This window comes from Alicyclobacillus fastidiosus (assembly GCF_026651875.1).
Classification (GTDB): domain Bacteria; phylum Bacillota; class Bacilli; order Alicyclobacillales; family Alicyclobacillaceae; genus Alicyclobacillus; species Alicyclobacillus fastidiosus.
Genome location: NZ_CP104067.1, coordinates 4,120,281 through 4,136,529, shown reverse-complemented (window position 1 = coordinate 4,136,529; position 16,249 = coordinate 4,120,281). Strand labels below are relative to the sequence as shown.

Here is a 16,249-nt window from a genome sequence, read left to right as displayed (position 1 = left end):
AAGGAGGAACAGATATGAAGAAGATTGCTTTCCTACTGGCCAATGAATTTGAAGATTCGGAAATGCAAAAACCGTATGAAGCAATTAAAGGAGCGGGCCACCAAACGGTCATTGTCGGCCTGAAGAAAGGTGAACAACTGACAGGCAAGAACAAACAGGCAACGTATATGACCGATGCTTCCATCGACGAAGTGAAGGCTGATCAGTTTGACGCGGTCGTCATTCCAGGCGGATCGTCACCGGAAAACCTGCGTCTTAATAAGCAGATACAGCAGTTCGTCAAAGACATGGACAGTCAGGGCAAACCGATTTCAGCGATCTGCCACGGGCCGCAAATCCTGATCAGTGCGGGTCTCGCCAAGGGCAAGACACTGACGTGCTACCCTCCTTTGAAGGATGACCTTATCAATGCGGGCGCCAACTACGTCGATCAAGAGGTGGTCGTCGATGGCAACTACGTCTCATCGCGTATGCCGGCCGACGAACCGGCGTTTATCCGGGAAACACTGAGCAAATTCGGAACGCCTGTTACCCAGTCTTAACGCTAACATTAAACCCCCGGCTGTCCGGGGGCTTTATCGAAAACGAATTCAGTTTCCTTGTCCTAGTTCTTCCTAAGAAAATCACGACATGGTGGGATTGGGTGTAGAAGACAATGTTACCCTTAACCAAAGGAAATAAAAAGCCTACAACTTTCGGCTCCTTCGGTCCGCCTTGAATGCATGGATGAGGATATAAATTAGAACAGTTCTGATTGTTACCAGTATGTGGCCAACGTACACATAGGAACCTCTGAACGTATCGGACATAGCCCGATATTTAAGCTTGATGAAGGTCTCCGATGCATGATCACGACCAAATTAAAACACAAATCCAAGCTAACATTGGACATTTACAGACATGAATTGAAGCCTCAAACCGGAATGTGGGGGAACTTAACTAAACCAAACCAACAGATAAAATGGGGCGTTGCAGACAGAGTTCGTTACAAATTAATCCAGGGGAAAATATAATTAACGATTTGAATAGCTCGTTTAGCCCGTGAATAGTATTTTTCTGAATATACGAGGACTCATCGAACATTTAACAAGAAGGACTGCTTGCCGCTGGAAAGGATGCTCTCACCGATCTTACAATCCGCGACAATGTGATCACGAACAATGCACTTGGCACAATCCCGAAAGGAGTAGACTACGAGGCGTTGCATTTGGTAGGTGTCCAGAATTCTTTCGTACTGGACAACCAGAGCGTGAAGAATAAGGATGGTGGTTTGCAACTTTCTGATGAAACGGCACCATCCTTTGGTGATGTCATTTCGGGGAATACCGCAGAAAACAATGCGATTGACTGTGGCATTACCATCGTGTCTCACGTTGCAGGGCACGGCACGTACAACAATACCATCTCAAACAACTGGTCTGAAGGCAACGCTGCTGGCGGCATCATGCTCGCCACTCCGGTCCCAGGCGGAATTGTTTCAAATAACACGGTGACGAACAACCATGTCGAAAACAACGGGCGGTATTGACATTCATACACACGCACCAGGCTCAACCGTCACCGGAAATACAATTGTGCACAACTGGGTAGCGTTCAACAAACCCGATTTCGGAGTGACGACAGCGCCCACAGGCATTGATGTTGGAGCGGGTGGGTCACCGATAACGAATACGCTCATTGCTGACAATCTCATTGGCTACGAAACGGACGGAATTAACATTCAGGATTCCGCTAGTGTGGCGCTCTCTGGCAACTGGAGCAACCCGAATGTCAAGAATGGAGTCAGCCACACTCCGATGCCAAAACTTTCGGTGCGTCCTCAAGGTTAAGGTCAAAAGTGATACACCCATACACATTATGTCTGAGTCAAACTGCCCCTCTCGTGGGGCAGTTTTCATTTCCGTAGTTAAAGTGAAAATTGCGTACTCGCCGAGTATCTACAGACCAGTAGGTACGGCTAGTCTATCAGGGAATCTACTTGGACAAGTCATAATGAACGACACCGGCTCCGTTTCGCACATCGTGGTTTACACTGAGACTTGAGAGAACAGTGCAGAGCCACATACGAAAAAGACGAAGGTTATGAAAGAGTTTTTGACACCAGAGGAAGTCGCAGAAATCTTGAGGATTAACGTAAAAAAGGTGTACTCGATGCTGCAAAGTGGCGAACTGATCGGTAAGAAGTGGGGTAGGCAATGGAGGGTGCATCGTAGCCAGTTGGAGGCGTAAAAAACAGAAAACATTCATCGATATAATTCGTCATAAAAAGGTTGCTCGCTGAGAGGTGTTATAGTTCCAATAGATTCCGAGAAAAACGCTAGATATAAGGTCAAAGAGACTCTGTGGAAGGGATTGGGAATTTGTTTCGGCTTGAAAAAATCAGTACGGCAAGTAGGTGGTGTTACTCCGTGCGGTACAAAGTTTTGCGTGAGGAGGGTAGCATCCTTTTCCAAAAACTGAATAGTCCTCCTTTCGGTCAGTCGGAGTACGGGAATCAGGTTAATGAGAGGAAGTCCTTAAGTGAACGTATTGGTACGTCACCCAAGTTGTACCTACTGTAGCCTTGCGAAATTTGAAACCGTAACGTCGCAGGTTTTCAATGACGGATTATCACTACGTTGTGACACGGAGAAAAAGCCACAGACAATTACGGGTAAGAAAAAGAGGAAAATACGGCTGTTACTAAAAGTAATTCGTACTAAACACTTCGGGACGTTCGTTACAAATGTGGACGGACGCCCCTCCTGCTTTACTAACTAAAAGCTAGAATCATGTTTTCTGATGCTTCCAATGTTTCATTTGGCTTTATGCACTTTGGAAGTATACATACTCTGCCAGTTCCCCAGACGCAATCTCGGCATTTTGATGGAATATCCTTGTGTTCGTCATAATACGTAATCTGAACCGCCCGTTGTACGCGCCTAATCATTAAACAGTCACTCCTCCTACACCCATTTAAAGCGTCGTATTGTTCAAGAATATGGAAATTTATGTGGATATTTCCGTTCACCAACATCCGGTTTTTTCGCCCGTAGATGATTATTCTAATCCCGTGCATTTGGAAAAGGGAGGAATAACCATTTGAATTGGATTGGGGTTATTGTTCGCTTCATTGTGTCTGCCTTAGTGTTGATGTTCATTGCTTTCCTCGTGCCGGGATTCAGAATCGCGAATTTCTGGTCGGCAATTCTTGCAGCAGTCGTAATCGCAATTCTGGGGTGGATCGTTGAGGCCATAATTGGAGATCGACTTACTCGTTGGTGGCGTGGAGTAATTGGGTTCATAGCCAGTGCGGTTGTTATTTGGGTTGCTCAATTCATTGTCCCCGGAATGACTGTTACGGTTTGGGGAGCGATACTGGCATCGCTAGTCATTGGAATCATCGACCTTATCGTTCCGGTCGAAGTAAGGGGCAAGATGACCAATGTTCAGTGATACGAAATGAGAAGTTGAATAAACACACCCTTGAAATAGGGAAGAGGAGAATACAAACACCCATGAATCAACAAATCCCCCATGACAAAAGCCTCGATAACAGTCTTGCTCTGATGCAAGAGGGCTATCTGTTCATCAAAAACAGGGTTGACCGATACCAGTCGGATATTTTCGGAGCGCGTGTGTTGCTACAAAATGCAATCTGTATGAGCGGTGAGGAAGCCGCGAAGGTATTCTATGACCCGGAGCGTTTTGAGCGACTTGGTGCTGTACCGAAGCGAGTTCAACAGACCTTGTTCGGCCAGAATGGAGTTCAAGGCTTAGATGGTGATGCACACTTTCTCCGTAAGCAACTATTTATGTCGCTGATGACCCTGCCTCAACAAAAACGGCTGGCCGAACTTGCTTTGAATGAGTGGAATGCGTGCATCCCTAAGTGGGAGAACGCCAAGAAAGTTGTGCTGTTTGATGAGGCAAAGAACATCCTGTGCCGGATAGCGTGTCATTGGGCCGGAGTTCCACTGTTAGAATCTGAAGTAAAAGAACGTGCAGATGATTTCATTGCAATGGTCTATGCCTTCGGAGCAGTGGGGCCGCTCCACTGGAAAGGCAGACGGGCAAGGGCCAAAACCGAGCAGTGGATTCGAGAGGTAGTTGAGGAAGTACGGGCTGGTAGGATAAACGCAGAGGAAGGGTCGGCTCTTCATGTGATGGCTCTTCATCGGCAACTTGATGGCAGTCGGCTAGATACCCAAATAGCGGCAGTGGAACTTATCAACGTATTACGGCCAATCGTCGCTATAGCGACCTTTATAACCTTTGCCGCTCTGGCGTTGCACGAATATCCAGAGTGCAGGGAGAAACTTCAGTCAGATGATGATAATTATCTGGAAATGTTTGTGCAAGAAGTTCGCCGTTACTATCCGTTTGGCCCTTTTTTGGGTGCCAAAGTTAAGAAGGACTTCGTATGGCATGACTGCGAATTCAAGAAGGGAACACTGGTTCTGCTGGATATGTACGGTACGAACCATGACTCGCGACTTTGGGAGAACCCGAATGAGTTCCGCCCTGAACGGTTTAAGCAATGGGAAGGTAGTTTGTTCGATTTTATCCCTCAAGGAGGTGGTGACCCTGCGAAGGGACACCGATGCCCCGGTGAGGGAATTACGGTCGAAATCATGAAAGCGAGTGTGGGTTTTCTGGTCAACAAGATTCAGTTTGATGTACCGGAGCAGGATTTAACATTTAGCCTGTCAACGATGCCCACACTACCAGAAAGCGGATTTGTGATGAGCAACATTAGACGAAAGCCAGAATACCAAGGTGAAACCACGGTGCGACCATATCCTTACGTAGGACACTAATTAACTGGACTCCTAATACAGACAAAACGACGTCTGAGCCGCCTTTTCACATGGCGGCCCTTGCGATCCTGATTTACCTCGTTCCATAGAAAAACCTTAGGTCGTGGATACAGTCGACGCAAATGAGCTTGACTTTAAATTCGACCGCCGAGGATGTTCCATTACAGATGACGCATCGTGGCTCCACTTTTTGGAGAACAATTGCATCCGTATCAATCCACATAGTCAAGCAATCGTCCGCCAAGATGCCAACAGCCTCGCGCACGTTGTGGGGAATGGTTACACAGCCTGAATCGTCCATTTGAATCACAACCCACTACCCCTTTTGTCGAAATTATTCGATGTTTTCATGGTATGATGTTTCTAATCGATCATGTGCACGTGATTTCGAATGTTTATTCTGGTTTTTGGACACCGATAAAGCGATCAAACTTTGGAGGTGTTTTTGACGTGGCGTTGATTCCTTATGATCCGTTCCAACTGATTCGTCGTGATTTTGGTGCATTTCCGCGCCTGTGGGACGATGACTGGTTCGACCCATCCTTCGGTAACATGCCGAGAGTCCGTGTTGATGTTCACGAAACATCATCCGAAGTGCTAGTATCTGCAGAGATACCGGGCCTTGAAAAGAAGGAAGATGTGAACATCACCGTACACGACAATCATCTGCACTTGAATGTCAGAATAGAACGTTCGGCAGACCTCAACGAAGAAAATGTCCATCGAACTGAACGGTTCTACGGGCAGTTTTCACGAACCATACCGCTGCCGATCGTCGGATGGCACAACGTCAAGCACATGAGACTCACACGAACACCTACCCGAACATCACAAACGGGTGTCGGCTTGACTGGGCGAGGCCGCCGAAACACCCGTTTGTGATTTCAAATGCGCTTGGACCGCCGTTTCCAAATGGGCATCATTTTGGGCATCTGAGACGATGGATTTATATTCCGCTCGATGGATGTGGATTGTCTAGAATCCAATAGCGGCGCGGATTAGTTGGATGTCGATTCCATTCGACGGTGTCTGTTGGATGGCGGCTCAGCAAGCTTGAAAACCGCCGTGTTCGCAAGGGCACCGTGGATTCGAATCCCACTTTCTCCAACAAATTGAGGAAACCCCTATTCCACTTGATGGAGTAGGGAGCATCCTTCGATGACCTTCGTACATCCTGTTGTTTGATTCCAAGTCGCATCCGTCCATTCGATGTGCGAATTAGTTACTGCCATTTAGGTCACCATCCATCTACTTCTTTCACACACTATTACTAAAACCCGGTATGAACATACGTTCTCGTTTTGTTTTCGCGGATCATCTTGAGAGTTTGAAACTCACGGACAAGAAACCTGCGGAAAGCATTCAAGTCAGGAGGGGCTAGTCTTAATGGTTCAAGGTCTTCCTCGCTCAGCAAGGCAACACCCGCTTGCTGTGCATTCATGAAGTCATTGTGAAGAAATGCTTTTGCAAATTCTAGGGATACGATTACTGGATAAACCATCCACCCCTCAAAAGCCGACTCGAGATCACTGAGTGCCGGGAGAAGTGTACGTAGTTTCTTATCCAAGTCATTTGAGACCGTAACGCTAATCACGTAGACGTTACTCTCGCCTGAGTCAAATGCCACAAGGTCCATCCCAGGAGTTTTGAGTACCGTCCCTCCGAAAAACACGGAGAAACCCAAAGCACTGAAAACATTCGCAATCAGGATTTCCACTTGGTCTTGGACAGCACCGAATTATTGGGGTGTCGTAGATACTATCCCTGATTTCTTTGCTGCATACGCCGTAACGAAACAGGCACTTCGTGGGCTTGCTTTATCTTTACGGCAAGAACTGAGACCAGATGGAATCCATGTAAATGATTTCGCCAGGTCCGGTCGATACACCGTTAATCCACCTTCTCGGCGAAAAGTTGCTTCGATATTCATGATAACCGTGCGCTTATCAATCCCGTCCGTCATAGCGCGTAGGGACATACTGAACCGTAGGGCGTCGGCCAGATGGTTGCGGATAAAGCTCCATAAGTTCATAGACTTCAGGTGGCAATCCTACATGTATAGGTAAGCCTAACTGTTCGACCTGTTCCGGAGTAATCGGATAATCGTGGGTCCAATAACCTGATGAAAGAACGCGGGCGATTTCAGCAGCTCTCTCAAGATCCATTTTTCCGTGAAGAAGATGCTTTAAAAATTCCTTCACTTGTTCCATTGCCTTACGCGATATGTCTGCTATATCAACGTCTCATCTTTGATTTGGTCCAAAGGCTTTTGTGAAGCCGCAGGATACTGTCCAAGTTGTGGATCAACCGGACCAAGGACGGCGTTTAGGTCCATCACAATTTCATCGGCGGCAAGTGCAATCATGGTCCCGCCGGACATTGCGTAGTGTGGAACAAAAATCGTGACTTTTGCAAGGTGGTGATTCAGTGCATGCGCGATTTGTTCCGAGGCGAGTACGAGCCCTCCGGGGGTATGCAAAATGATATCAATCGGCATGGTATCTGGAGTTAAACGAATAGCACGCAAAACCTGTTCAGTCTTCAACCGAGATGTAATTGCGGAGCGGGATACCAAGAAAGCTGATGGTTTCCTGCCGATGGATTAGTGTAATCACCCTGGTACCGCGTTTTCGTTCAAGCCTCCGGATGGCACAAAGACGTCGATAGTTGATGAAGTATTGCCGCCAGACGGGAACAAGGGTCCAAATAAAAAACAAAAGCCAAAACCACATATGTAAAATTCCACCCTCTCATGACGAGACAAATGTGTTTCGACAGAAAAATCTCGTTCATTTAACGCCAGCACTTTGTTCTTTAACCTTCGCTATATTCCTCTTCAAGATTCGTCATCCAAATGACTGGTGAGGATAACAAAGAAATGAGCTTGGTCATTAAATTCTTACGATCTGCACATTTTACGTCTTAGGTCGGTTAATAAGGGGGTAAGAGGTTGATGAGGATCTTTTTCATTATTGTATTGATTATGGTCTTGGTTACTGGTTGTAGCACCAGGAACGAGCCCAAGCAATCGAGTACCGTTCAACACGTCAACGGACATAAAGTGGTTGTTATCGTCGTCGACTCACTAACGAACCAAGCAATTCACACGGCAATGAATGACAACAAGTTTGCGGCACTTCGTTATTTGGTACGGAATGGTCAATATTCCCCTAATATTGTTGCCTCGTTTCCGTCGATGTCGGTCTCCGACTTGAGCACAGTGGTAACTGGGGCGTCACCAGATGAGCACCGCATCCCTGGTTTAGTCTGGTTTGATACAAAGAGAAATATGATTGTAAACTACGGAAACAATTTTTGGCAAACCATAACGATTGGAACAAGAACTGTTTCACAAAATGCCCTTTATGAGCTAAACCAGACACACCTTTCAAAGGATGTACGAACGATATTCGAAGATTTACAGGATGCCGGATACAGTACTGGTGCAATTAATATGTTGATTTACCGGGGGAGAACACCACATCAGCTTAAGCTACCGGCTTACACGCGGCCCTTTACGCAAACGGACTCCTATACGGTTCTGGGACCCGATACGTTGACGTTTGGTGGTTTAACTTCACAGTCGGGAGATTCGACTAAGGCAGGCGTATTTGACAGATTCGGAATGAATGACGACTTTGCGACTGATGCGTTACTCCGACTTATCAAACAGGGAAAGCTGCCTGATTTTACAATGGTTTATTTGCCCAGTAATGATACGGTTATGCATAAACATGGAGTGAATTCCATGAAGGGAATTACTAACGTCGACAAAAACATTCGGAAAATCCTTGATTCATATGGTACGTGGGATAACACTCTACGGAGTATGACCCTCATTGTCATGGGAGATGGAGGGGTAACACGGGTTTTACCCAAACAGGAACAGCCTACCATTTTTCTGAAGGACTTATTACCGAAATACGCTATTTATCGTTGGGGAAAAACAATGGATGTTCGTGATGATATAGCGTTAGCCGTGAATTCACGAATGGCGTACGTCTATCTTTTGAATGATCACGAACGTCCTGATGAGGTAGCGAACCAGTTGAGACGGGAAAAGAGAATTGACCTTATTTCATGGTTCGATGGAAATAAGGTGTTTGTGACGACACCGGAGGATTCTAAAGCTCCATTGTCCTTTTATAAAAAAGGACCCATTACGGACCCGTATGAACAAACTTGGAGAATCACCGGGAATCCGTCCATTCTTGACATCACTATGGGACAAAATCACACAATTACATACGGTAAATATCCTGACGTGTTACACCAACTTTGGAGCGCTGCTCACTGTCAAACCGGCAAGTACTTGATTGTAACTGCAAAAAAAGGTTACCAGTTTGGAGACGAGGATGCGCCAAAACACGACGGAGGTGCCCAACAGGCTTCGCTTCTTGCTGAGGATGTTTTTGCACCAGTCATTATTAATGGGACCCAACATGTTTTGAAGTAGCGTAGTCGGTTTCAAGATTTAAAGAAATACTTTATCTCCCTTGTGGAATCTCCGTAATCCTGTACGTGTTGTTTTCTCTCCAGTGTTGTGACAACTGAAAAGTAGTTATGGCATGTATATAAGAACTGAAATATAACGGATAATTATCATTGACTCACTAATCGGGAATGAGGGATATTGTGTCACGTCGTGTGTATTATTCCATGACACCTGCGGACTTTGGCTACAAAAAGCTCTTATCGGGGAAATGCATTATTGTATTTGGCGGCGTGAATTGGTGTGCACAAGAGTAATCTGTGTGAAAGAAGAGAAAGAGCTATCACACATACACTCCTAGTCTATAGCAGTGGGTGAGACGTAGATGAACTTATATGGGTCTACCGACGCGTTTCGGTCTGGGTGAGTGGACTCAAGAGAAAAGACGACTATCCTGTAGTGGATAGTCGTCTTAAATGGTAAAATTCCCGATTCAAAGGGTTAGGAAGACCGAACAGTAATACATTTCCATCATACATTATTTAACGTACACCATACTACAATTGACGGTACGAAGCTGTCCTATGTATCCAAAAGAATAGTTGGTGACCAAACGTGACGAACGGAAATCCTTTGCAGAATGTCGCACGTAGTATCACAAAAGGTACGAAAAATGCCGCTTCAAACGGGAATTTATTAGATGCGACAAAATCAGCGGTACAAGGTACGGTTTCGGCTGGAAAAGAAGTAGGGAGGAAGAACGTTGCACAAGCAGCCACCAATTTAGTAGAGGGTATGCAACAAAACCAAAAGTAATGTTGATGTACAGGGGTCACCCCAAAGTCAGGTGACCTCTCTATTTTACCAAAAATGATTTCTAAAAAATGGGTATTTTTCGAATACGTCGAAGTGCGCGGTGTTCGTGACATACGAGGGCAAATATCAAGTCAGCGGCGCATAACTTAACTACTACAAGCGAAAACATCCTAAAACCGTTGTCGCGCCTTTAGCGGATTTCTTCAATGAACGTTTTACAACCACCTACGTTTAATGCTTGTCACAGTGTTCACCTGTTAATGCCTTGACGGTTTCAATTGCACTTGTGCCAGTCTCCTTTACTGTTTCAAGAGAGCTTTCCCAAGCGTTTTCCGTGGCGTCTAAGTACCTCTTTTCAGATAAAGCGTCCGAGACGTTTATGATGCCTTTAACAATGGTTTTTCCTGCATTTAGTAAATGGTTGTCACTGCTCACATTAGTTTCCTCCTTGTCACATGTTTGAGCAACAATCACCTAATACTTTGTCAAAACTTTGCCCAAAATATCCGTGACTTGAATGAGAATGGACAGTGCATCAGTCGATAAGAAACTGCCGAATTATTGAATTAGTATCACGCGGGGGGAAGTCGCCAAGCCCTCACCCTTTTCCAGAGTGAGGGCTTGGATAATGTTAAACAAGGATGATTACTTTTGCTCTCTCTACGCCACTAGTGATGGCGTTACCAAGACTCCGTGTGTTGATATGATGTTGCGAATAGGGCACTCGATCCTCGAGAAGGGGTGAATGAGGTGCAGAAAACCGTGAAACCGAAGCCCGTTGAACCTGTTCAAGTAAAACTGATAGAACCTGTGTAAAAGATAACCGTTTGTACTAGGGGCAGAAGCCCCTATATTTTGTCATTCTGCTCGCCGAGGAGCTTCTTGATTAGAGAGCAGTTGAACAACTGCACCTGTGAGGTCAATAATTGTTTCTGCTACACCAGATGGAGTAACATCGCTGGTGGCAAAAATAATGATCTTGTTATCAAATGCTCCAGCAAATACCCCTGTGTAGGTAGTACCATTTGAAGTTGTAACCGATACTTGGTCCCCAAACTTCAAATGGTGTAGTCCGTGCAAAGGAAAAGTGTGCGGATAGGGTAACGGCTGTATGTAGAGGTTTACGACCATAAAGTCATAGTAAGGGGAGGGGCTTTACGAACAAGTGATGATATATCTTTGTACAGTAAGGACGATATGATAGTAGTTCCTCATGCTGACGCGTATATGGAAGGTGCATCACACCCATTTCTCCAGGAGAAATCGCGGTTACGTTCCCTTTAGTAAGCATGTTTTGGCGTGTTTGGTGCTAGGTTGTAATAGTGGACACAACGAATCGGGAATGTAAGAATAAGGCGATTCGAGGTGAGCCACATGACACAGAAGTACGACAAGGAATTCAAACTTCATGCAGTGCAATTGGCTTTGGAGAGTGGGAAAACGACGAGCCAAGTAGCTCGGGAGCTAGGCGTATCACAAAAGACGTTGTATGGCTGGATGTCGAAATATAAGGAGGATCCGTCCGCCCCGTTTGTTGGGAGTGGGAACCTCAGGTCAGAAGCTCAGACAATTCGTGACTTAGAGCGAGAGCTACGCGATCTTCGAGAGGAGAATGCAATCCTAAAAAAGCTATGTGCATCTTCACCAACGACCGGAAGTAAGGTATAAATTCATCCACAGACACCGCTCCAAATTTTCGGTTGAGAAGATGTGCAAAGTGTTGGGTGTATCTCGGAGCGGGTATTATGCCTGGCGTGAACGACCTGAGAGTAAGCGAGCCAAACGTCGGAAGCGAATAACGAAGCGGATTCATCAGATATTCGTGAAATCCCGTCGTCTTTATGGCAGTCCTAAAATCACGCAGATCCTGCGCCAGGAAGGCGAGCGTGTGGCGCAGAAGACCGTGGCCAAAATCATGCGAGAGAATCAACTGAGGAGCCGTACCGTTCGCAAGTACAAGGCGACCACGTATTCGAACCACGATTATCCGGTACAGGAGAATGTACTGAATCAAACGTTTGTAGCAGAGCGACCCAACCAGGTGTACATGGCAGACATCACCTACATCCCAACGGACGAAGGATGGGTCTACCTGGCTAGCCTAATGGACCTTTATAGCCGTAAGATTGTGGGCTGGCGTGCGGGAGCACGGATGACGAAAGAGCTGTGCATCAGGGCACTGGAGCAGGCATACGAACGCCAAGACCCAACAGAAACCGTGCTGCATCATTCGGATCGTGGGAGCCAATATGCCTCTCATGACTATCAGGACAAGCTGCGAGAATACAAGATGGTCGGTAGCATGAGTCGCAAAGGTAACTGTTTTGATAATGCGTGCATCGAGTCGTTTCACAGCATTATCAAGCGAGAGCTCGTCTATCTGGAAAAGTTCAAAACGAGGGAACAGGCAATCCGGCGGATCTTCGAATACATCGAGGTCTGGTATAACCGGGAACGAGTTCACTCATCAATCGGTTTTCTAACACCGGTTGAAATCGAAAGAAGATATTTCCACGCTATAAGAGCTGCAGCAAGCTGAACGATAACAGGCATCATATCAGAATATTAAAACTTATAATTTCTCTGTTTTGGGGTGTCCATTCTATTGACTTAATACCAGTTTGTACCATTCCGGGTATACCGAGTACCACCTGCATTAACAGGTTGGTTCCTCCCTTTGGTACCGACAAAATTAAAACTCTGGGTAAACCGAGCGTGGTCACTTCAGTTTCTCCTCCCATCCATGTAGTGAAATTGAAGTGCTCTGCTTATCCTACATGGTATGCGCGAAGGTGTAATTTCGACAGGGATTCTTCCCATTGTTATCAGTCACAGGTAAGAGCGGACGGGCGAATCAACAACAATTGGATAGGCTTTTTGCGTTTAACTAACTTTTGTATAACTCTTGTATAGACCGCAATAAACGGCAGTCATCGTGATGGTTCGCCGGGACATTCGGTCTACAGCGCAGACGAGTTCGCCGCAACGTCTCGGATACATATGGTCACTCCAACGTCCTTCCGAAGTCAACATGAGGAGGAACGTAAACATGGACAAATGGCGAGACAATACGGTTGTAAAACGGGAAAGGACACGTCGGGCATTAACTGTAGAGCAGCAGCAACAGATTGAAGATTCGGAGGACAGAGTTGGCGTAACATTCTGTTTTACCGGCATACGCAGTTGCGCTTTACGGTACGCATCTATCAGCATTGGAATCCAGCGCAGTTGCTCAGTCTTGCCATACTGAGCCCCCCTCACCCTATGATGTTCATTGTACGTAAGCAACCATGGTGATCTCCGAAAACTTGTAACAAGGAAACGCTCATTCATTTCCTATAAGCGGAAAATAAGCCCTAGCTGTAGGATATTCGCCCGTTACATGGACAGAAGGCCACTCCATACAGTAACAGAAGAACGAATGGAGGGGATGTGTAGTCATGGGTAAGAAGGGTGCCGGACTCCGATATGTATTCCTGGACTTAGGGGAGAACTTTGCAGCAGGAAAGGTAATTCGGAATACGCCACAGATGATTACGCTTGAGGTTGTCCGTGACAAGCTAAGATTTCGACCGGCATATAGCCGAGATACAGTTTTTAAGATGATACCGATTAATGAGCGGATAGCAAAAGCATTAGGACCGTTTTCGTATCCACCGGATCCGTCCATTTAGGTTTCATCCTGGTTACCGCAGGGTGGTGAGGGCTTGTTGTTGGATCAACACTTTTGTGGGTTGTAACAACAAGTCCTCACCTTGGCATGAGATAACGTCGCTTTGATATGGTTACGAATGGCGTCGGGGCCAGTACGGATTCCCTGTTTGAAGTCGGGGATCGTACTGCGGAACGATGGGTCGATCATAAAATCCCCGGCGCTTTGCCCCATTGTGGGCGATTTTCAAGAGCTCACGGAACTTCTCATCTTGTGCGACATTGAAGGCAAGCGAGCCGAATTTAATCAAGGTGTCAATTTTCATGTCGATCACCCTCCTAAAAATTTGTCACTAACAATGTATGAAGCCCATGCCAGGGGAGGGATGGGATACATATCTGAATATAAACGTGGATTTTCAAAAGGGTGACAGTCACCAAGCGACGTGCACGCATATCCGAGTAATTTATTACACTAGCTTATTCGTATATATGTGAGGGTGCTCGTGATGTCACTAGGAATTGGTCTTCTCGTCGCACAATTCAAACAGGAGTAACCGGTATAGCCCTTCCTATCATCAGTTGTCGGATGGTTTTCGATAACGGCATAAGAACACAAGGCAACCGGTGTCGGGGCACACTGTAAAATACGAGGACAATTTATTATATCCCGTAGCCATGCCAGGAATGCATAATCGGCGGAGAAGGATGTACTAAATCAGCACGAGTTGGGATCATCAAAAAGCTAGTCGGTTTGCTATACAGTCCTTGACGCAAAAGACGAGTGAACCTGACTCGTCTCTTCCTGTCTCAAGGACTGTATCCTTACTCCCTGTTTTTTGATTGTTGTGCCTTGTAAAATCTCCGAATTCACTCGGAGGGGGGTATTCCAATAATATCCTTAATAACCGATTGCATGCAACAACTGAAGCATTGAAGTCATTGGATCAGAGGATGGAGATTCCCCACAACCATTTGAAGCCGGAATATTTGGAGTGGTGCCTGAGTATACACATTTGGGCCGTACGCTGAACCTGATGCGTACTCGCACCACCGCTGGCGATATGACATACCATGCGCAGGGAGGAAAATCAACGTGCAGTTGGAGGGATATAAAGGGTGATTCACACGTCGACAAAGAAACAGGTGTTCATTGATTTGGGTACGGGGGAACAGGAACGGCGGTCGGAGGATGATGCTAGGAGGTCCGAATTCGGCAAGATATGTGGAACGATTCTTGGAATACAAAATGACTCTTCAAGGTATGTGATTATATCCGTTTTGCCGTCGACATGTCTATAGAGGGTAGGGAACAGAACCGACGAAAAAACACCGTTGGAGTTGACTCCAATGAAGAACCTTGGCGACCGGAGAGTCAAGGTTCATTTTAATTCAGCACAGTTGCACTCGCCAATTGGTCCGTATAACGATGGGACAAGTCTTCATTTCTGATAGGGCAACATATCGCCGGGTGTATTGACGATAGGCTATAGGGTCTCATTAGCCTTAATGATCAGGAAGCAATCACACATCTGTGACTTGGTAGTTTTTGAGGTATCTATAAATATCCTCCGGACTAACGTTCTGACTCAAAGCTGGACCCCATTTTGCGACCGAAAAATATTGAGAAACGAGGGAAGAGCATGTCTTTTTGTTCCGTTCCTCAATTTGGACAAAAGAAACAGGTAAATGAATGACATTATGCGTGAAATATCTCAAAAGGTCGTCAGTAACGAGCCACCAATCGTAGGGCTGACCGTAGAACCCTTTCAAATAGTTTATGGCGGCATTTCGTTGTTGTGATGGAATAGAAGGCCTAAACACATCAAACATTCCATAGTTTATTGGTTCAATCGTGACTCTTTTACCGTTGGATTCAATCTTTAATTGACTATCCAATGCAATCGCAACGTGATAATACCCTCGGACTTGTGGGCCATCCTCACATCTCTCAAAAAACTTTATTAACTTCGTATTTCTGTTTCGGAGTGAACGGTACAGAAGAATATCGCCAGGTTGCACTGTGTCGTTATGCTCTGCTCTTTGTTTACATTTCTCCCTGCTATAGAAAATCGAATCCCCTATGTGAAGTTTCCCGGTGTGTTGTACGGCATTTTCATTGTGGTTCACTACAAGTATGGCATAAAAGATAATCAGCGATAGAATTAAACGCTTCATTGTTATGAATACCAAATCAGTACAGTTAAAATGGTTAATTCAAGCATGGACCACATGAAGGATACCTCCCCACCCTCGGACATACATTTTCTTCAAAGTTGACCATAAAAGTATCCGTTTATTCATGTTTTGGGAGACATTTAGGCATTGTACTACAGAACCAAAATCGCACTTCAGCGATTCGAGAAGTGGGTAAACACCTTACGATCCGTTCTCAGGCGTGTGGAACGAACACGCAGAGTATTGCAGTAAACTGATATGGGGTGTCCACCACGAGGAAGGTATTTTGTTAACTGCTCCACAACACTGGATTTTACCCGATGATCTGGCTAAGAGCTCCAGATTAAGTAGCACTAAGTCGTTCTAGCCTGAT

At 45.8% G+C, this 16,249-nt stretch carries 19 protein-coding genes and 1 pseudogene; 12 read left to right on the top strand and 8 right to left on the bottom strand.

The window, feature by feature from the left end; translation table 11 throughout:
* The first annotated feature begins 14 nt into the window (after positions 1 to 14).
* From NZD89_RS20400 to cypC, 6 genes are all read left to right on the top strand, one after another.
* Positions 15 to 542, top strand: coding sequence for a type 1 glutamine amidotransferase domain-containing protein (locus tag NZD89_RS20400; RefSeq protein WP_268004548.1), 528 nt, complete (start codon positions 15 to 17; stop codon positions 540 to 542).
* 554 nt (positions 543 to 1,096) lie between these two features.
* Positions 1,097 to 1,528: a right-handed parallel beta-helix repeat-containing protein gene (locus NZD89_RS20395; RefSeq protein ID WP_326492953.1), complete on the top strand. Its 432-nt coding sequence runs from the start codon at positions 1,097 to 1,099 to the stop codon at positions 1,526 to 1,528.
* The gene (locus tag NZD89_RS20390; protein WP_268004547.1) at positions 1,503 to 1,829 is read left to right on the top strand and encodes a hypothetical protein; all 327 of its coding nucleotides are present in this window, start codon (positions 1,503 to 1,505) and stop codon (positions 1,827 to 1,829) included. Before NZD89_RS20395 ends, NZD89_RS20390 begins: the two co-directional genes overlap by 26 nt.
* A 253-nt stretch (positions 1,830 to 2,082) precedes the next feature.
* On the top strand, positions 2,083 to 2,229 hold the full coding sequence (locus tag NZD89_RS20385; RefSeq protein ID WP_268004546.1) for a helix-turn-helix domain-containing protein: 147 nt from the start codon (positions 2,083 to 2,085) through the stop codon (positions 2,227 to 2,229).
* Between the two features lie 852 nt (positions 2,230 to 3,081).
* Positions 3,082 to 3,435 (top strand): phage holin family protein, encoded by a 354-nt coding sequence (locus NZD89_RS20380; protein ID WP_268004545.1) that lies wholly within the window; start codon positions 3,082 to 3,084, stop codon positions 3,433 to 3,435.
* A 62-nt stretch (positions 3,436 to 3,497) separates the two neighbouring features.
* Positions 3,498 to 4,799 (top strand): CYP152 family fatty-acid peroxygenase CypC, encoded by a 1,302-nt coding sequence (gene cypC / locus NZD89_RS20375; protein ID WP_268004544.1) that lies wholly within the window; start codon positions 3,498 to 3,500, stop codon positions 4,797 to 4,799.
* A 73-nt stretch (positions 4,800 to 4,872) separates the two neighbouring features.
* Here the strand turns inward: cypC and NZD89_RS20370 are convergent, their stop codons facing one another.
* Positions 4,873 to 5,109, bottom strand: a complete 237-nt coding sequence (locus tag NZD89_RS20370) for an AbrB/MazE/SpoVT family DNA-binding domain-containing protein (protein WP_268004543.1) — start codon at positions 5,107 to 5,109, stop codon at positions 4,873 to 4,875.
* A 140-nt stretch (positions 5,110 to 5,249) separates the two neighbouring features.
* Between NZD89_RS20370 and NZD89_RS20365 the strand changes: the two genes are divergently transcribed.
* Positions 5,250 to 5,681, top strand: a complete 432-nt coding sequence (locus tag NZD89_RS20365; RefSeq protein ID WP_268004542.1) for an Hsp20/alpha crystallin family protein — start codon at positions 5,250 to 5,252, stop codon at positions 5,679 to 5,681.
* 242 nt (positions 5,682 to 5,923) lie between these two features.
* Here NZD89_RS20365 and NZD89_RS29800 read toward each other — a convergent pair whose 3' ends face one another.
* From NZD89_RS29800 to NZD89_RS20355, 3 genes and pseudogenes are all read right to left on the bottom strand, one after another.
* The gene (locus NZD89_RS29800; RefSeq protein ID WP_369125214.1) at positions 5,924 to 6,031 is read right to left on the bottom strand and encodes a DUF5131 family protein; all 108 of its coding nucleotides are present in this window, start codon (positions 6,029 to 6,031) and stop codon (positions 5,924 to 5,926) included.
* Between the two features lie 38 nt (positions 6,032 to 6,069).
* Positions 6,070 to 6,426 carry a hypothetical protein gene (locus tag NZD89_RS20360; protein ID WP_268004541.1) on the bottom strand — a complete coding sequence of 119 codons (357 nt, stop codon included), beginning with the start codon at positions 6,424 to 6,426 and terminating at the stop codon, positions 6,070 to 6,072.
* Positions 6,427 to 6,745: 319 nt separating this feature from the next.
* Positions 6,746 to 7,531: pseudogene (locus NZD89_RS20355) on the bottom strand (SDH family Clp fold serine proteinase).
* 221 nt (positions 7,532 to 7,752) lie between these two features.
* Here NZD89_RS20355 and NZD89_RS20350 point away from each other — a divergent pair.
* Both NZD89_RS20350 and NZD89_RS20345 read left to right on the top strand, forming a co-directional pair.
* Positions 7,753 to 9,255, top strand: a complete 1,503-nt coding sequence (locus NZD89_RS20350) for an alkaline phosphatase family protein (RefSeq protein ID WP_326492952.1) — start codon at positions 7,753 to 7,755, stop codon at positions 9,253 to 9,255.
* A gap of 591 nt (positions 9,256 to 9,846) precedes the next feature.
* Positions 9,847 to 10,047, top strand: coding sequence for a hypothetical protein (locus NZD89_RS20345; RefSeq protein ID WP_268004540.1), 201 nt, complete (start codon positions 9,847 to 9,849; stop codon positions 10,045 to 10,047).
* A gap of 231 nt (positions 10,048 to 10,278) precedes the next feature.
* On the opposite strand, the gene NZD89_RS20340 is transcribed toward NZD89_RS20345, so the two are convergent.
* Both NZD89_RS20340 and NZD89_RS20335 read right to left on the bottom strand, forming a co-directional pair.
* On the bottom strand, positions 10,279 to 10,482 hold the full coding sequence (locus NZD89_RS20340; RefSeq protein ID WP_268004539.1) for a hypothetical protein: 204 nt from the start codon (positions 10,480 to 10,482) through the stop codon (positions 10,279 to 10,281).
* Positions 10,483 to 10,905: 423 nt separating this feature from the next.
* On the bottom strand, positions 10,906 to 11,109 hold the full coding sequence (locus tag NZD89_RS20335) for a hypothetical protein (RefSeq protein WP_268004538.1): 204 nt from the start codon (positions 11,107 to 11,109) through the stop codon (positions 10,906 to 10,908).
* Positions 11,110 to 11,421: 312 nt separating this feature from the next.
* Here NZD89_RS20335 and NZD89_RS20330 point away from each other — a divergent pair.
* From NZD89_RS20330 to NZD89_RS20320, 3 genes are all read left to right on the top strand, one after another.
* Positions 11,422 to 12,586, top strand: a protein-coding gene (locus tag NZD89_RS20330; RefSeq protein ID WP_268004537.1) for an IS3 family transposase whose coding sequence is annotated in 2 segments (ribosomal slippage) — positions 11,422 to 11,678 and positions 11,677 to 12,586 — 1,167 coding nt in all. Because the reading frame shifts where the segments join, the coding sequence is not laid out codon by codon here.
* A gap of 510 nt (positions 12,587 to 13,096) precedes the next feature.
* The gene (locus tag NZD89_RS20325; RefSeq protein ID WP_268004536.1) at positions 13,097 to 13,297 is read left to right on the top strand and encodes a hypothetical protein; all 201 of its coding nucleotides are present in this window, start codon (positions 13,097 to 13,099) and stop codon (positions 13,295 to 13,297) included.
* Between the two features lie 190 nt (positions 13,298 to 13,487).
* Positions 13,488 to 13,721: a hypothetical protein gene (locus NZD89_RS20320; RefSeq protein ID WP_268004535.1), complete on the top strand. Its 234-nt coding sequence runs from the start codon at positions 13,488 to 13,490 to the stop codon at positions 13,719 to 13,721.
* A gap of 111 nt (positions 13,722 to 13,832) precedes the next feature.
* Here the strand turns inward: NZD89_RS20320 and NZD89_RS20315 are convergent, their stop codons facing one another.
* Both NZD89_RS20315 and NZD89_RS20310 read right to left on the bottom strand, forming a co-directional pair.
* The gene (locus tag NZD89_RS20315) at positions 13,833 to 14,024 is read right to left on the bottom strand and encodes a hypothetical protein (RefSeq protein ID WP_268004534.1); all 192 of its coding nucleotides are present in this window, start codon (positions 14,022 to 14,024) and stop codon (positions 13,833 to 13,835) included.
* 1,198 nt (positions 14,025 to 15,222) lie between these two features.
* Positions 15,223 to 15,876, bottom strand: coding sequence for a hypothetical protein (locus NZD89_RS20310; protein WP_268004533.1), 654 nt, complete (start codon positions 15,874 to 15,876; stop codon positions 15,223 to 15,225).
* Between the last annotated feature and the right edge of the window lie 373 nt (positions 15,877 to 16,249).

Coding starts and splice junctions, on each gene's coding strand:
- NZD89_RS20400 (WP_268004548.1), top strand. CDS start 15: ATGAAGAAGATTGCTTTCCTACTGGCCAATGAATTTGAAGATTCGGAA.
- NZD89_RS20390 (WP_268004547.1), top strand. CDS start 1,503: ATGTCGAAAACAACGGGCGGTATTGACATTCATACACACGCACCAGGC.
- NZD89_RS20385 (WP_268004546.1), top strand. CDS start 2,083: ATGAAAGAGTTTTTGACACCAGAGGAAGTCGCAGAAATCTTGAGGATT.
- cypC (WP_268004544.1), top strand. CDS start 3,498: ATGAATCAACAAATCCCCCATGACAAAAGCCTCGATAACAGTCTTGCT.
- NZD89_RS29800 (WP_369125214.1), bottom strand. CDS start 6,031: ATGGCAGTAACTAATTCGCACATCGAATGGACGGATGCGACTTGGAAT.
- NZD89_RS20350 (WP_326492952.1), top strand. CDS start 7,753: ATGAGGATCTTTTTCATTATTGTATTGATTATGGTCTTGGTTACTGGT.
- NZD89_RS20325 (WP_268004536.1), top strand. CDS start 13,097: ATGGACAAATGGCGAGACAATACGGTTGTAAAACGGGAAAGGACACGT.
- NZD89_RS20320 (WP_268004535.1), top strand. CDS start 13,488: ATGGGTAAGAAGGGTGCCGGACTCCGATATGTATTCCTGGACTTAGGG.
- NZD89_RS20315 (WP_268004534.1), bottom strand. CDS start 14,024: ATGAAAATTGACACCTTGATTAAATTCGGCTCGCTTGCCTTCAATGTC.
- NZD89_RS20310 (WP_268004533.1), bottom strand. CDS start 15,876: ATGAAGCGTTTAATTCTATCGCTGATTATCTTTTATGCCATACTTGTA.